Source organism: Aeromonas sp. QDB56 (genome assembly GCF_027705505.1).
GTDB classification, from domain to species: domain Bacteria; phylum Pseudomonadota; class Gammaproteobacteria; order Enterobacterales; family Aeromonadaceae; genus Aeromonas; species Aeromonas caviae.
In genome coordinates, this window is the sequence record NZ_JAPDBZ010000018.1 from 1 (window position 1) to 14,995 (window position 14,995).

Here is a 14,995-nt window from a genome sequence, read left to right on the forward strand (position 1 = left end):
AAAATTGTTTTTGATGCTCGATGCTGTGAGTGCCCACACAGATTGCTTGATTCAAATTGTTAAAGAGCGTCACGCTTATCGCGTTGAGGAGGCGCATCTTACGCCCCTCACTTCGAAAGTCAAGCGGTTGTTTTCGCTTTTCTTTCGGCGCTGGCTTCACGAGGAAGCTAGCTCATCAGTTCGGCGTGGTCCGCCGTGCTGGTAGGGGCGCATTATAGGGAGCCGCGCCGCGATGACAAGGGCTTTTTGTAAAAATGCGCTCGTTTGCTGAAAAAGCAGGCTAAACCCCATGAAATGAGAGTTTACCCCAGTTTCATGCCGATTTTTTGTTCATACCGTCAGTCTGGGCCTGAATGTAGTTGACCCAGCTGGTCGCCCTGTCTTGCCAGTTGTTCTGCTGTTGCAGCTCGCGAGCCAACACCAGCGCCTGAGCATATTGTTCTTTATTGAGGTGTGCCTGCACCAGCAGGGCCTTGGCTCTGTTGCCCTGCTCTCCTTTCACTGACTTGATGGCCGAGAGCTGGATCATGGCGGCATCCGTCTTGCCCTGTTGCAGCAGCAGTTCGGCGGCACGCATGGCGGCCTTGGGGTGAGCATGTTCCCGGGCAAGCAGTTGCCAGCTGTCCACAGCCTTCGGCCACTCACGTGCCCCTTCCCACAACTGGGCCAGCAATTGGCGATTCTCTGCGCTCTGCTTCATCTGTCCCTTGGCCATGGCAGACTCCAGCAGACGCGCACCGCGATAGGGCAGTCCCTGCCAGGCATACAGGCGGATCAGCTGGTTGCGGGCGGCGGCATCATCCATCAGTTGACGGTCGATGGCGGTTTGCAGCAGTGCAAGCGCTCGATCACCACGCTTGGCGGAGATATTGAGCGACACAGCCTGCTGCCACCACTTGCTCTCTTTCGGCTCGCGGCGGATCAACTCTTCGGCCTGATCCGCAGCCACGCCGTAACGCTGCAATGCAGTGAGGGAGGAGAGGCGGATGATGGCTGCCTGCTTCTGCCAGCTTTTCTTCAACAGTTGTTCACTCTGGCTGGCTGCCTCGCCGTACTGCTTGTTGTGGTAATAGAGGCCAGCCAAGCGCAGACGCAAGGTATCGTCAGCCTTGATGGCCAATGCGGCCTTGTAGCTGGCGATGGCGCCGGACCACTTGGATTGCTGGGCCTGGATATCCCCGCGCAGACGCAACAACTGAAGTCGTTGCTGCTCTGGCCACTCTTTATAGGCAAGAGCCTGCTCCACGTAGCGACTCGCCTGTGCGGTCTGCTGCAGATTGGCGGCCAGAGAGGCCTGTAACTGCGCCAGCCAGGCGTGCTCAGCCTCGGAACCGGGTTTGAGCACAGCCGCCTTGCTCTGGGCCTGTTGCCACTGGCCGGATTGATAGAGCTTCATCACGGGCTCCAGCTGGCGGGAGAAATGAGGGCTCACCTCCATCGCCAGACAGGCTTGGCTGACCAGGGCCAGCAGACAGATCCAGATCCGCAACATGGTTATGACTCCAATTTGAATTTGAGCGTGATGACTTGCACCAGCTTGTCGGTGGCGCCCGGCCTCGGCTGATAGCGCCACTTGTTGATCGCCTGAATGGCCGCTCGCTCGAACTGACGCTTCGGCTTGGCCTCGACCACCTCCACATCCTGTACCCGCCCATCGGCATCGACGCTGAAACGCAAGGTCACGGACCCCTCGATGCCGGCCTGCTGGGCCCGGTAGGGATAAACAGGCTCAACCCGTTGCAGTGGCATCAAGAGGTCACCGGCACCGATTCCAGCGCCCTGCTGCTGACCATGGAAATTGCCGCTCGCGACCGGAGTGGGACTGGTCGCCACGCCAGGGGCAAAGACCTGTACCGCACTCAGGGTCGAGACCAGATCCAGGCTCGGTTGTACCGAAGGCAACGGGGCCGCCGCCGGCATGGGCATCGGTGTCGAGGCCAGCGCGGCAGGCGGCTCCGGCAGGGGTTCCGGCTCCTGGGGTACCGGCCGCTCACGCACCTGTACCTCGGTCACCTCGTTCTGCATGTTGATGACGATGGATTTCTGCTCTGTGGTCGCCTTCTCCCCTCCGGGCGGCTCCACCAGGGTGGCCATGAACAACAGGATGCCCAGACTGAGGGCGATCCCCAGTCCCAGGCTCATCAACTTGTGTTTCATTTCGGTGCCACCGCCACGGCGATGTTGGCGATGCCTGCCGCCTTGGCTTCATCCATCACCCGCACCACCTTGCCGTGGGGTACCCGTTCATCGGCCTGGATCACCAGGCTTGCCTCGGGCTGCTCCGCCAACAGTCGGGCGAGGGTGGCCTGTACCCGCTCCACATCCACCTGTTTGCGGTCGAGGAAGATCTGCCCCTGAGCGCCGATCGCCAGCATGATGCTGGACGATTTCTGCGCCTTGGCCTGGCTGGCCTGGGGTCTGTGTACCTCAAGCCCGGCTTCGCGCACGAAGGAGGTGGTCACGATGAAGAAGATCAGCATGATGAAGACGATATCCAGCATGGGGGTCATGTCGATCTGCACTTCATCGCGCTGGCGTTTGGATTGCCGTCTCATTGCATTACCTTCTCTTCTCGCAGGCCGTCCCGGGTCTTGGCCAGCGCACGCTTGGCCTGACTCTCGAGCCGGCTAAGTAACAACACGCCGGAGAGGGCCACCACCATGCCTGCCATGGTGGGGATGGTGGCGCGGGAGATCCCGCCCGCCATGCTCTCCGGGTTAAAGCGGTTGGCCGCAGCCAGCGCATCGAATACGCCTATCATGCCGGTCACTGTACCCAGCAACCCCAGCATGGGGCAGAGCACCACCAGGGTGCGGATGAAGATCAGATGACGGTTGAGCGCCAGCTCCACTTCTGCCAGCCAGCGCCCGCGAATCGCGCGAGCGTGCCAGCTGTGACGCTCGCGACGCGCCTGCCAGCGGCCCAGCAGCTCACGCTGCAACGGTGCAAACCCCAGGTTGAGGTAGAGCAGCCGCTCGATCATCAGAATCCACATCAGCACCAGCAAGGCCAGAATGACCCAGAGCACCGGGCCGCCACGGCCCATGAAGCTCTGCAACTGCTGCCAGATGTCGAGCATCATGCTACCCGCTCCACCCTGTCACCATTGCTTTCGGCCCGCTCGGCCAGGATCCCGGCCACCTGCTGTTCCAGCACGTTGGAAAGCTCGGTGAAACGGGACTGCAACAGGCTGTGGGCCAGGATCAGCGGAATGGCCGCCACCAGACCCTGCACCGTGGTGACCAGGGCCATGGAGATGCCGCCCGCCATGATCTTGGGATCGCCGGTACCGAACTGGGTGATGGCCTGGAAGGTGCCGATCATACCGGTCACTGTCCCGAGCAGACCCAGCATGGGGGCGATGGCCGCGATCACCTTAACCATGCCGATGCCGCGCTCCAGGCGAGGGGTCTCCTGCAGGATCGCCTCATCCAGACGCAGTTCGAGGGTCTCCATGCTCAGTTCTGGATGCTTGTCAGCCACCGTCAGCACCCGGCCGAGGGCGTTGTCGGCATGATATTCACCGCTCTTGAGCTGGCGACGAACCCGACCCAGTTCGCGAGAGAGGCTCCACAGCCGTACTCCAGCGATCCCCAGGCCGATGGCTGCCAGCAGCACGATGATGGCGCCGACCTGGCCGCCCTGCTGGACTTGCTGCCAGAAGGTGGGCGCCTGGGCCAGCATATCGAGCAGAACACCGTGGGAGGGATCCAGCGGCAACGCTTCTCCCTCCTGACCCTGATAAGCGGCCACAGCGGAAAGCACGCTGCCTGGCAGGCCCAGCACCGGACTCAGGCCTTCGGCCTCCGGTTGCAAGAAACCCGCATCGCCCAGCAGGGCGAAGCTGCCGATCCGGGTCAACGTCTGCTCGCTGGCAACGCCCTGGGCATCGAGCACCTTGCCGTTGAACTGGGCAACCCGGCCCGATTCGCGGATCTCCTGCAGCAAGGTGGCTGGCAGCAGGGCAAGGGCGGCGCGATCAGGCACCTGTTTATCCTGTGCCATGGTTTTCAGCGGGGCGAGACGATCAGGATACTGGCCCTCGACGGCGGATTCGCTCAGCAACTTGACCGCATCGCTGGCGCCCTGACGGGTGACCGCAAAGATCTCGTTCATGTCGCCGGAGGCCTGCTCCCACTGGGTATTGAGATCCACCAGCTGCTTTTCATTGGCCGCGAACTGGCTGGCCAGCTCCTTGCTCAGGCGCTGGGCCTCGGCCAGCTTGGCACGGGCACTGCTCAGCTCCCTGGAGACAGACGCCAGATCCTGCTGAGCCTTCTGCTCACGGGCCTGTTCCTGCTGCTGCCAGGCTTCCTCGGCCACGGCGGCTGTGGTGCCCAGAGAGAGGGCGAGGGCAAGGGGTAACCACTTCATGCTGACGCTCATGACTGGGCCTCCTGACCACGGCTGACGGAAAGGGGGACATTCAACAACTGGGGAACTTTCTTGTCGGCAGCCATTTCCAACGCCTCGGCGATGGGGGAGAGCCACTGGCCGTCGAGGGCTTGCCACTGCTTGTGCTCGGCAGACCAACGCCACGCCTGGGAGCGATCGGCGGTCATCGCCAGCAGGGAGACCCGACCCAGAGCCAGCACATCGACCCGGCGCGGTGCGCCATCCAGCACCAGCTCGGCGGAATAATGGTCCAGCCTGCTGCCGTATTCGGCTTCAATCTGATAGGCCTGCAATAGCTGGCGGAACTTCTCCGCCTCGCTCACATCGGCTCTGGCCAGCGTCGCTTTCAAGGCAGCAACCCGCGCCAGACGATCCTCCCTGCGCAGCGGGATGTCATCCTGTACCAGCTGTTCCAGATCGGCTTGCATCTGCAGCATCAGGGGGACAAGCCCCTGCCTGGTCTCCTGTACCGCTTCCAACTGCTGGCTCAGCTTGCCCAGCTCGTTTTGCTGATCGGCCACCAGAGACTGCATGTAGCGGTTGTAGGCTTCCAGATCCCGCAGTTGCAGTTGGGCATTTTGCAGCTCAATCCTGGCGGCGACGGCTCCATCGGCGGCTTTCTCCACACGCAGCTGGGAGGCTTTCCCGTCGGCGATACTGTTCTTCAATGCTGGCGCAACCACTTCGTCGGCGGACACGACGCAATGAACGGCCATGGGTAACAAGGTCAGACCCCAAAACTTGTTCATGATATAAATCTTAACAATGATAACTATTCTCATTGTCTCAAAGAGTAGGGTCACTGGCAATCAGATGATTTTCTTGGCCTCTGGCCGAAAAAACAGGATACTTTTTAGACAAGTACGGGAATAACTGGCGTTGGTAGTCGCAACACCATTTTAAATAACTAAAAAATGTCTTTTCGATCAGCAAGATAAGTGATCGAAAAAGGAGACTTACATGTTTAACGATGCGATCTGGGAACACATAGATCGGTTCACCAAGGCGAAGAAGACCAGCGAGATCCAGCAACAACTGGAGCGCTTCAGTCATCAGATGGGGTTTGATTACTTCCGTTTGCTGATTATTTTCCCCATCAGTATGCAGAAATCCCATGTGGCCTTGTTCAACAACTGCCCCACCAGCTGGTTTGATGCCTATTCGGAACGGCACTACCTGACCCAGGATCCGGTCGTCTTCCTGGGACTGAAGCAGACCCAGCCCATCTTCTGGAACAAGCTCGATTGTGATGCCCCCTGGTTGCCCAGCGCCAGCAGGGAAGTAATGAACCTCGCCGCCGACTTCGGGGTGAGGAACGGCGTCTCCTTCCCGCTGCACACGCCGCAGGGGGAACACGGCATCCTCTCTTTCATCAGCAAGGAGAAGTCCAATTCCGATCTGATGTTTGAAAACGTTCCCCTGCTGTCATTCTGTGCCAGCTACATCTTCAACTCGGCCCTGACCCTCATCAAGGCCAGGCCAGACCTGATGAAATACCTGGCCGAGCTGTCGGATCGGGAGAAGGAGTGCCTGTTCTGGGCCAGCGAGGGCAAGACCTCCTGGGAGATCGCCACCATCCTCGGCATCAGCGAGCGAACCGTGAACTTCCACCTCAATCAGGTCACCAACAAGACGGACTCGCGCAACCGCAACCAGGCGATTGCCAAGAGCATCTCCAGCGGCATCATTGTGCCTTCCCTGGACGACGTCACCATCACCAACCTGCGGCTGTCATAGCCTGTTTTGCCAAAACAAAAAGAGCCGCAATGCGGCTCTTTTTTCATTTCCGGCGACGGCTTATTCCACCGTCACGGATTTTGCCAGGTTGCGCGGCTGATCCACGTCGGTACCCTTGATGAGGGCAACATGGTAGGAGAGCAGCTGCAGCGGCACAGTATAGACGATCGGCGCGATCACCTCTTCCACGTGGTTCAGGCTCATCACCCGCATGGTCTCGTCGCTCTTGAAGCCGGTATCGGCATCGGCGAAGACGTAGAGGATACCGCCACGGGCACGCACCTCTTCCACGTTGGACTTGAGCTTCTCCAGCAGATCGTTGTTCGGCGCCACCACTATGATGGGCATCTCGGCATCGATCAGCGCCAGCGGGCCATGCTTCAACTCACCGGCGGCATAGGCCTCGGCGTGGATGTAGGAGATCTCCTTGAGCTTGAGCGCCCCCTCCATGGCGATGGGGTACTGGCTGCCACGACCGAGGAACAGGCTATGGTGCTTGTCGGCAAACTCTTCGGCCAGTGTCTCGATCTGCTTGGCCAGGGCCAGGCTCTCCTTGATGCGTACAGGCAGGGCTTGCAGCGCCTTGACCAGTTCGGCCTCGGCGGCGGCGCTCAGGTTACCACGGCAGTGACCGACGGAGGCCACCAGCATCAGCAGGCCAGCCAGCTGGGTGGTGAACGCTTTGGTGGACGCCACCCCGATCTCGGCACCAGCCCGGGTCATGAAGGCCAGGTCGGATTCGCGCACCAGGGAGGAGCCTGGTACGTTGCAGATGGCCAGGGAGCTCATGTAACCAGACTCCTTGGCCAGACGCAGGGCTGCCAGGGTATCGGCAGTCTCGCCGCTCTGGGAGAGGGTCACCAGCAGGCTGTTGGGACGCACCACCGACTTGCGATAGCGGAACTCGGAGGCGATCTCCACGTCGCAGGAGACGCCGGCGATCTCTTCGAACCAGTAGCGCGCCACCATGCCGGAGTTGTAGGAGGTGCCGCAGGCGACGATCTGGACGTGCTCGACCTTGTCGAAAATGGCACGGGCGCCGTTGCCGAAGGACTCGACCACCACGTGATCGCTGCCCAGGCGGCCTTCCAGGGTATTGGTGATGGCCTTGGGCTGCTCGTAGATCTCCTTGAGCATGTAGTGGCGGTATTCACCCTTGTCACCGGCATCGTGGGACAACTCGGACTCCAACTCCTCGCGCACCACGGCCTCGCCGTGGGTATCGAAGATGTGCACGTCGCGGCGGGTCACTTCGGCCACATCGCCCTCTTCCAGGAAGATGAAGCGGCGGGTCACCGGCAGCAGGGCCATCTGGTCGGAGGCGATGAAGTTCTCGCCGATGCCGCGGCCGATCACCAGGGGGGAGCCGGAACGGGCCACCACCACGCGGCTGTCGTCACGGCTGTCCATCACCACGGTGCCGTAGGCGCCGCGCAGTTGCTTCACCGCGACCTGCATGGCCGCCAGCAGGCTGGGGGCGGATTTCAGCTCGTGGTGCACCAGGTGGGCGATCACTTCGGTGTCGGTGTCGGAGCTGAACACATAGCCCAGCGCCTTCAACTCTTCCCGCAGCTCTTCGTGGTTCTCGATGATACCGTTGTGCACTACCACGATATGCTCGGAGACATGGGGGTGAGCATTGCGCTCGGACGGCTCGCCATGGGTAGCCCAGCGGGTGTGGGCAATGCCGGTACCACCGTGGACGGACTGCTCCTCCAGAGCCTTGGCCAGTTCGGCCACCTTGCCGAGGCGACGCACCCGCTGCAGCGGCTGGTTGGCGCTGAACACGGCGACACCGGCCGAATCGTAGCCACGGTATTCCAGACGGCGCAGGCCCTCTACCAGGATTTCAGCCACATCACGTTGGGCGACGGCCCCGACGATGCCACACATAGACTTCTCCTTGAAACGTAAGACGTTAATTCGGTTGGATAATGGTTTGTTCAGGTCACACGGCCACTGGGGCGCAAATCAGCGTGATCCCCCTGGCCTGAATCTGTTCTCTGGCCGCATTGCTCAGCCCCTCGTCGGTCACCAGGGTATGGATGCCGGACCAGGGCAGCTCGAGATTGGGGATCTTGCGGCCGATCTTCTCCGACTCCACCATGACGATGACCTCCCGCGACACCTCGGCCATGACCCGGGAGAGGCCCACCAGCTCGTTGAAGGTGGTGGTGCCCCGCTCCGGGTCGATGCCATCGGCACCGATGAAGAGCTGGTCGAAGTCATAGGAGCGCAGCACCTGCTCCGCCACCTGCCCCTGGAAGGATTCGGAATGGGGATCCCAGGTCCCGCCAGTCATCAGCAGGGTGGGCTCGTTTTCCAGCTCGCGCAGGGCACCGGCCACATTGAGGGAGTTGGTCATCACAATGAGGCCGCGCTTGTTGCCCAGCATGGGGATCATGGCGCTGGTGGTGCTGCCGCTGTCGATGATGACGCGGTTGTGATCGCGGATCCGCTCGGCGGCAGCGCGGGCAATGGCCAGCTTTCGATTCGAAACTTGTTCCGGGTTGCTGTCCACCACCATCTCGCTGGGGAGGGGAACGGCACCGCCGTAGCGACGCAGCAACAGGCCACCGGTCTCCAGCACCGCCAGATCTTTGCGGATGGTCACCTCGGAAGTGGCGAAGTGTTTGGCCAGGGCATCGACGCTGACTTCCCCCTGCTCCTGCACCAGACTCACTATGGTGTGACGGCGCTGCTGTGTGTTGCGTTTGGTCATCTATAAGTTTCGATTCGAAAGAATGGCGAAATATTAATGCCTTTTCGGGAAAAATCAAACGGCAAATAGGATCCGATTTGGTTCGATGCCAGAATGAGGAGCCGATTTGCGACGAGGACGCCATGCAAAAACGACTCATCTGGCTGGTGGAAGATGAAGCCAGCATTGCCGATACCCTGATCTATGCCCTGCAGACCGATGGTTTCGAGGTGGAGTGGTTCCCCCTCGGTCAGCCGTTGCTGGCGCGACTGGAACAGACGCGACCGGATTTTTTGATCCTGGATGTGGGGCTGCCGGATATCAGCGGTTTCGAACTGTGCAAGCGGGTACGGGCACTGACCGATATTCCCCTGATGTTTCTCACCGCCCGCAGCGAGGAGATAGACAGGCTGATCGGGCTGGAGATAGGGGCAGACGACTATGTGGCCAAACCCTTCTCGCCCCGTGAGGTGTGCGCCCGGGTGCGGGTCATCCTGCGCCGCAGCCAGCCCGCCCCCTCCCAGCCGATACAGCCACTCGCCCTGGACGAGGAGCGGGCACGCATCTGCTTCCTGGGCCAGCCCCTGACGCTCACCCGTTATGAGTACCTGCTGCTCAAGACCCTGATGCTGGCGCCGGGTCGGGTCTACTCCCGCCAGCAGCTGATGGATCTGGTGTGGCAGGATGCGGAAGAGAGTCTGGATCGCACCGTCGACACCCACATCAAGACTCTGCGGGCCAAGCTGCGGGAGCGGGACCCTGACGCCAACCTGATCCTGACCCACCGCGGGCTGGGCTACAGTCTGGAGCTGGCATGAACTCGGGGTGGCCGGGCATCGGCAGGGGGATGAGATGAGAATCGGATTGCAACTGCTGTGCGGCCTGGTGCTGATCTTCGCCCTGGCCGCCTGGTTCGTGCTGGAGATCTTCGTCGAGGAGATCAAGCCCGGGGTACGCAGCGCCACCGAAGATACCCTGGTAGACATGGCGCAGATGCTGGCCCCCCTGGCCCTGGACGACATGCAGGAAGGAAAGATGGCGAATGGCCGGCTGGCCAGCGCCTTCGCCCGCCTCAACCAGAGTCCCATCAATGCACTCATCGATGGCCACCTCAAGCAGCAGGCGGAGTACCGCATCTATGTGACCGACGCAAAAGGCAGGGTGGTCTACGACTCGGACGGGGTGGATCTGGGCAAGGACTACTCGCGCTGGAACGACGTCTACCTGACCCTGCGCGGCGAATATGGCGCCCGCAGCACCCGCAGCGACCCCGACGATCCCGCCAGCTCGGTGATGCACGTGGCCGCCCCGCTGCGGGAAGGGGATGACATCCTCGGCTCCCTCACCGTCGCCAAGCCCAACAGCACCCTGCAGCCCATGATAGAGCGCAGCGAACACCAGTTGCTGAAAGGGGCGGCCCTGCTGCTGTTCATCTCGCTGCTCATCGGCGCCTTGCTGGTGTGGTGGCTCAACCGCGCCATCGGCAAGCTGGTGCACTATGCAGATGCAATCAGCCAGGGTCAGCCCGCCAGCCTGCCGCGCCTCTACAGCCCCGAACTGGACAGGCTAGGCCACTCCCTGGAAACCATGCGCCGCCAACTGGACGGCAAGGCCTATATCGAGGCCTATGTCCACAGCCTGACCCACGAGCTCAAAAGCCCGCTGGCGGCCATTCGCGGGGCGGGGGAGATTCTGGCCGAGGCGCCGCCGCCGGACATCGCAAAGCGCTTTATCGGCAACATCAATCTGGAGACGGCCCGCATGCAGCAGCTGATCGAGCGCATGCTGCAACTCGCTCGCCTCGAATCAGGGCAGGGGCTGGACAGACAATCCGTCGAGCCGGCCAGGCTGGGCAGACGGGTGCTCGACGCCCGCCAGATCCAGGCCCAGCGCCGCCAGATATCCCTGCACGCCGAGCTGGGGGAAGGTCAGAAGCAGAAGTGGGATCCCCTGCTGGTGGAGCAGGCCCTTGGCAACCTGCTGGACAACGCCCTCGATTTTGCCCCCGTCGGCAGTACCCTGGTGCTGAGCGGCGCCATGGAGGAAGGGGGGTATTGCTTCCGGGTGCGAGATCAGGGGCCAGGCATTCCCGACTTTGCGCTGCCCAGGATTTTCGAGCGTTTCTACTCCCTGCCAAGGCCAGACAAGGGAAAAAGCAGCGGCCTAGGGCTCAGTTTTGCCATGGAGGTGGCACGCCAGCATGGCGGCCATCTTGCTCTTGCCAATCAGCCGGACGGGGGGGTGCTGGCCACACTCTGGCTGCCCGGCAACTGAGGACACTTCACACCAAGCACACAGAGCCGGGCTAAGCTGCACCTCCTCGATGACGACCTTCCCCGTCGATGCGCATTCATATTAATCAAGGAGATAGATATGCCCCGTATGCTGTTGTCCAGTCTGCTTGCTGCTGGCCTCTTCTGTGCACTGCCTGCCAGCGCCGCTTCTGGCTGCATGCTGTTTGCCGACGGCACCGGCAAACCCGTCAGCACCCAGGGGGACTGTGCCGCCCAGTTGACCCCGGCCTCCACCTTCAAGATCCCGCTGGCACTGATGGGCTATGACAGCGGCTTCCTGGTGGATGAACAACTGCCTGCCCTGCCGTTCAAGGCCGGTGATCCTGATTTCCTGCCGGAGTGGAAACAGACCACCACCCCGAGCAGCTGGATGCAATTCTCGGTCATCTGGTACTCGCAGCGCCTCACCGAGTGGCTGGGAGAGGCTCGCTTCCAGCACTACGTGGACAGCTTCGACTACGGCAACCGGGATCTCGAAGGCAACCCGGGCAAGCACGACGGTCTGACCCAGGCCTGGCTCAGCGCCAGCCTCGCCATCAGCCCCCAGGAGCAAGCCCGCTTCCTTGGCAAGATGGTGAGCGGCAAGCTGCCGGTCTCCGCCCAGACCCTGCGCCATACCGCCAACCTGATGCGTCAGCCCGACATCGACGGTTGGCAGATCCACGGCAAGACCGGCATGGGTTACCCCAAGCTGCTGGATGGCAGCTTGGACAGGGAGCAGCAGATCGGCTGGTTCGTCGGCTGGGCCAGCAAACAGGACAAGACGCTCATCTTCGTCCACACCGTCATCCAGACGCCGGGCAAGCAGTTCGCTTCCCTCAGGGCCAGGGAGGATGTGTTCGCCGCCCTGCCGGCCCGGTTGAAGACACTCTGATGCCAGCAACACCGGCGCCTCGCGCCGGTTTTTTTATCCCCCTTCACCACTACTTCACACTGCCCCATCCTCCCTTCACGCGACCCCGGCACACTCCCGTTCAACAACAAGGAGACGTGTCATGGTCAAACAGATTTTCACCCACAAGATCGCCCTGCTGCTGTTGCTCTGCCTGCTGATGATGATCCCGGTTCACGCCATCATGGAGCTGAATCGGGAGCGCCAGGCCTATCGCAGTCAGGCCATTCACAGCATCATGGCCAGCCACAGCGGGCCCCAGCGCCTGATGGGGCCCGTACTGGTACAGCCCTATACCCGGACCGTCACCGTCGAGCAGGATGGCAAACATTTCGTTCGCAAGGAGCAGGTCTATCGCTACCTGCTGCCCCAGAGGCTGGACGTGCGGGCCAGCATGGAGGTGACCCCGCGCAAGCTCGGTATCTATCAGGCCCAGATTTATCACAGTCGGCTCTCCCTCTCCGGCCTGATGCCCACCAGCCTGGCTGACAAGGGGCTGGTGGCCGGCAACCCGAACCTGAGCTTCGACCCGGCGGATCCCGCCCTGGTGCCGGGCAAACCCTATCTCAGCCTGATCCTCTCCGATGCCCGGGGCATCAGCCGCGTACCCGAACTGCAATGGGGGGAGAAACGCATCCCGTTTGCCCCTGGTGCCCAGCTGGGGGACGGGCGAGTGGGGATCCATGCCCCGCTCGACGCCTTGCCAGACGAAGATGGCCGCTTTCACATCGAGCTGGATCTGCAGGGCATGAACGCGCTGGAAGTGTTGCCGCTCGGACAGGACAGCCGGTTTCACCTGAGCGGCAACTGGCCCCATCCCAATTTTCTCGGCGACTTTCTGCCCGGTGAACGCACCCTTGCGGATCAAGGGTTCGAGGCAAGCTGGCAGACCAGCTGGTTCGCCACCGACATGGAGAGTCGCTTCAACCGCATGATGAAGGGAGCGGGCACCAAACTGCCGTCATTCAGCGTCAGCCTGGTGCAACCGGTGGATCACTATCAGCTGAACGAGCGGGCCGCCAAATATGCCCTGCTGTTCATCGGCCTCACCTTCATCAGCTTCTTCATGTTCGAGCTGCTCAAGGGGCTGCGGGTACACCCCATCCAGTACGCGCTGGTGGGCATGGGGCTGGCCATCTTCTATCTGGTGCTGCTGGCGCTGACCGAGCATCTCGGCTTTGCCTGGGCCTATCTCATTGCCGCCCTGGCCAGTGTGGCCCTCAACGGCTTCTACCTGAGCCATGTGCTGGGCGGCCCGAAACAGGGCATGGGATTCGCCGCCCTGCTGGGGCTGGTCTACGCCATCCTGTTCGGGCTGCTGCAGGCCGAGGAGACAGCCCTGTTGCTTGGCGCCCTGCTGCTGTTCGCCACCCTGGCGCTGGTCATGGGGCTGACTCGCAAGCTCGACTGGTATCAGGTGATGGAGAACAGTCCCTCCGCCACCGCATGGGCGGCCCCCCAGCCATCGACCAATGACACCAGCCATCAGCCATAAGCAAAAAAACCGGCGCCCTCGGGCGCCGGTTTGCATTTCATTGATCGGGCATCACTTCTTCTTGACCGGGCGAGCCCAGTTCGGAATGTGGCGCTGGGGCACCCGGGTGATCACCAGCTCGTTTTCCGCCACATCCTTGGTGATGGTGGAACCCGCCCCCAGGGTCGCCCCCTTGCCGATCCGCACCGGCGCCACCAGCTGGGTATCGGAGCCGACGAAGACATCGTCCTCGATGATGGTCTGGAACTTGTTCACCCCGTCGTAATTGCAGGTGATGGTGCCGGCACCGATGTTCACCTTGGCGCCGACGTCCGCATCCCCCAGATAGGTCAGATGACCGCACTTCGAGCCCACACCCAGCCGGGCCTTCTTCATCTCGACGAAGTTGCCGACATGGGCATCCTGCTCCAGCACGGCACCCGGGCGCAGGCGGGTAAAGGGCCCGACCGAGCACTGGTCAGCAATTTGCGCACCTTCGATGACGGAGTAGGGTTTCACCTCGGTGTGGTCGCCGATCACGCAATCCTTCAATACGCTGCCGGCACCGATGCGCACGTGATTGCCCAGCACCACCTTGCCTTCGATGATGACGTTGACGTCGATCACCACCTCCTCCCCGATTTCCAGGGTGCCGCGCAGATCGAAGCGGGCCGGGTCGATCAGGGTGGCGCCGGCGATCATCAGCTTCTCGGCCTGCATCTGCTGGTAGCTGCGCTCAAGCGCAGCCAACTGCACCCGGTTGTTAGCTCCTTCCACTTCCATGGCGCTGTCCGGATGGACTGCAGCGATGGGGCAGTTGTCACCGTGGGCCATGGCAATGACGTCGGTCAGATAGAACTCGCCCTGGGCATTCTTGTTGTCCAGACGCGACAGCCAGCTGCGCAGCTGGCCGCCGTTGGCCACCAGCACGCCAGTGTTCACCTCGCGGATGGCGAGCTGCTCGGCGTTGGCATCCTTCTGCTCGACGATGCCGACCACCTGGCCATTGTCGCGCACGATGCGGCCATAGCCGGTCGGGTTGTCCAGCACCACGGTTAGCAGGGCCATGCCATCGCTTGCCTTGGCGGCCAGCAGCCGTTGCAGGGTCTCCGGCTGGATCAGCGGGGTATCGCCGTAGAGCACCAGCACGTCGTCTTCGTCGTTCCAGAACGGGATGGCCTGGGCCACCGCGTGGCCGGTTCCCAGCTGCTGGGCCTGCAGTACCCAGTTCACATCTTCCGCGACGATCCGCTCCTTGAGCAGCTCGGCACCGTGGCCATAGACCAGGTGCAACTGTTCGGCACCAATCTGGCGAGCGGTATCGATCACATGGGAGACCATGGGCTTGTTGGCCACGGGGTGCAGCACCTTGGGGAGAACAGAACGCATACGAGTACCTTTACCCGCAGCCAGGATCACGACATTGAGAGACATAGCTAGCCTTTGAAACAGGTGGAAATACTGGGCGGAGTCTATCCAACGGGCAAAAAAAAAGCGACCCG

The 14,995-nt window shown here is 61.8% G+C and carries 14 protein-coding genes; 5 read left to right on the forward strand and 9 right to left on the reverse strand.

The features are described from left to right. Positions 1–313: 313 nt before the first annotated feature. Genes OKB81_RS04800 through OKB81_RS04825 form a run of 6 tightly spaced genes read right to left on the reverse strand, consistent with a single transcriptional unit; the run spans position 314 to position 5,144 of the window. The gene (locus OKB81_RS04800) at positions 314–1,492 is read right to left on the reverse strand and encodes a hypothetical protein (protein WP_053288920.1); all 1,179 of its coding nucleotides are present in this window, start codon (positions 1,490–1,492) and stop codon (positions 314–316) included. Positions 1,493–1,494: 2 nt separating this feature from the next. Further along, the gene (locus OKB81_RS04805; RefSeq protein WP_053288921.1) at positions 1,495–2,157 is read right to left on the reverse strand and encodes an energy transducer TonB; all 663 of its coding nucleotides are present in this window, start codon (positions 2,155–2,157) and stop codon (positions 1,495–1,497) included. Continuing rightward, on the reverse strand, positions 2,154–2,555 hold the full coding sequence (locus OKB81_RS04810) for an ExbD/TolR family protein (protein ID WP_010672232.1): 402 nt from the start codon (positions 2,553–2,555) through the stop codon (positions 2,154–2,156). The genes OKB81_RS04805 and OKB81_RS04810 overlap by 4 nt, the downstream gene beginning before the upstream one ends. After that, the gene (locus tag OKB81_RS04815; protein ID WP_010672233.1) at positions 2,552–3,082 is read right to left on the reverse strand and encodes a MotA/TolQ/ExbB proton channel family protein; all 531 of its coding nucleotides are present in this window, start codon (positions 3,080–3,082) and stop codon (positions 2,552–2,554) included. Before OKB81_RS04815 ends, OKB81_RS04810 begins: the two co-directional genes overlap by 4 nt. After that, on the reverse strand, positions 3,079–4,386 hold the full coding sequence (locus OKB81_RS04820; RefSeq protein ID WP_270805135.1) for a MotA/TolQ/ExbB proton channel family protein: 1,308 nt from the start codon (positions 4,384–4,386) through the stop codon (positions 3,079–3,081). The genes OKB81_RS04815 and OKB81_RS04820 overlap by 4 nt, the downstream gene beginning before the upstream one ends. Then, positions 4,383–5,144: a DUF3450 domain-containing protein gene (locus tag OKB81_RS04825; protein WP_053288923.1), complete on the reverse strand. Its 762-nt coding sequence runs from the start codon at positions 5,142–5,144 to the stop codon at positions 4,383–4,385. The genes OKB81_RS04820 and OKB81_RS04825 overlap by 4 nt, the downstream gene beginning before the upstream one ends. Before the next feature lie 211 nt (positions 5,145–5,355). Between OKB81_RS04825 and OKB81_RS04830 the strand changes: the two genes are divergently transcribed. Beyond that, a complete protein-coding gene (locus OKB81_RS04830) occupies positions 5,356–6,132 on the forward strand; it encodes a LuxR family transcriptional regulator (RefSeq protein ID WP_010672236.1) in 777 nt (258 codons plus the stop codon). A gap of 60 nt (positions 6,133–6,192) precedes the next feature. On the opposite strand, the gene glmS is transcribed toward OKB81_RS04830, so the two are convergent. Continuing rightward, positions 6,193–8,025, reverse strand: a complete 1,833-nt coding sequence (gene glmS / locus OKB81_RS04835; RefSeq protein WP_270805136.1) for a glutamine--fructose-6-phosphate transaminase (isomerizing) — start codon at positions 8,023–8,025, stop codon at positions 6,193–6,195. A 55-nt stretch (positions 8,026–8,080) separates the two neighbouring features. Continuing rightward, entirely contained in the window at positions 8,081–8,854 is a 774-nt protein-coding gene (locus OKB81_RS04840; RefSeq protein ID WP_010672253.1) for a DeoR/GlpR family DNA-binding transcription regulator, read from the reverse strand. A 122-nt stretch (positions 8,855–8,976) separates the two neighbouring features. On the opposite strand from OKB81_RS04840, the gene blrA reads away from it, so the two are divergent. From blrA to creD, 4 genes are all read left to right on the forward strand, one after another. Beyond that, positions 8,977–9,651 (forward strand): beta-lactam response regulator transcription factor BlrA, encoded by a 675-nt coding sequence (gene blrA / locus OKB81_RS04845; protein ID WP_010672254.1) that lies wholly within the window; start codon positions 8,977–8,979, stop codon positions 9,649–9,651. A 34-nt stretch (positions 9,652–9,685) separates the two neighbouring features. Then, positions 9,686–11,107, forward strand: a complete 1,422-nt coding sequence (gene blrB, locus OKB81_RS04850; protein ID WP_069784381.1) for a beta-lactam sensor histidine kinase BlrB — start codon at positions 9,686–9,688, stop codon at positions 11,105–11,107. 99 nt (positions 11,108–11,206) lie between these two features. Next, positions 11,207–12,001: a class D beta-lactamase gene (blaOXA, locus tag OKB81_RS04855; RefSeq protein WP_124812916.1), complete on the forward strand. Its 795-nt coding sequence runs from the start codon at positions 11,207–11,209 to the stop codon at positions 11,999–12,001. Between the two features lie 121 nt (positions 12,002–12,122). Next, positions 12,123–13,514: a cell envelope integrity protein CreD gene (gene creD / locus OKB81_RS04860; RefSeq protein ID WP_053288926.1), complete on the forward strand. Its 1,392-nt coding sequence runs from the start codon at positions 12,123–12,125 to the stop codon at positions 13,512–13,514. Between the two features lie 51 nt (positions 13,515–13,565). Here creD and glmU read toward each other — a convergent pair whose 3' ends face one another. Then, positions 13,566–14,927 (reverse strand): bifunctional UDP-N-acetylglucosamine diphosphorylase/glucosamine-1-phosphate N-acetyltransferase GlmU, encoded by a 1,362-nt coding sequence (gene glmU, locus OKB81_RS04865; protein WP_053288927.1) that lies wholly within the window; start codon positions 14,925–14,927, stop codon positions 13,566–13,568. Between the last annotated feature and the right edge of the window lie 68 nt (positions 14,928–14,995).